The organism is Intrasporangium flavum (assembly GCF_001956915.1).
Taxonomy (GTDB): domain Bacteria; phylum Actinomycetota; class Actinomycetes; order Actinomycetales; family Dermatophilaceae; genus Monashia; species Monashia flava.
In genome coordinates, this window is the sequence record NZ_MLJO01000039.1 from 1 (window position 1) to 538 (window position 538).

Consider the following 538-nt stretch of genomic DNA (forward strand, 5'->3'; position numbering starts at 1 on the left):
CGACGCCATGGCGGCCCTCGATGCCGAGTCGCGCCGCCTCGTCGAGCGGCACCTGACCGAGATGACCGTCGCGGGGGCCGCCCTCGACGACGACGCGAAGGAGCGCCTCCGCGACCTCAACGGGCAGCTCGCGACGCTGAACACGCGCTTCGAGAAGCAGCTGCTCTCCGACTCCAACGACCTCGCCGTCCTCGTCGAGGACGCCGCGCAGCTCGACGGCCTCACGGCCGGTGAGATCTCCGCCGCGGCCGAGGCCGCCCGCGAGCAGGGCCACGACGGGGCCTGGCTCATCACCCTCGTCCTGCCGACGAGCCACCCGCACCTGGCCTCGCTCACCGACCGCGACCTGCGTCGCCGCATCCAGGAGGCGCAGAGCAGCCGCGGCAACCGTGGCAACGCCGACGACACCAAGGACCTCGTCCTGCAGATCGTGCGGCTGCGGGCGCAGCGGGCCCGGCTGCTCGGCTACGACACCCACGCCGGTGCCGCGCTGGCCGACTCCACGGCGCGTTCGCCGCAGCGGGTCCTCGAGCTGCTC

General features: G+C 74.0%; 1 protein-coding gene. It reads left to right on the forward strand.

All coding sequences use genetic code 11. The features are described 5' to 3' along the window. Positions 1–538 (forward strand): M3 family metallopeptidase (locus BIV28_RS19395; RefSeq protein WP_242653144.1); only part of this gene is annotated, 538 nt, incomplete at both ends.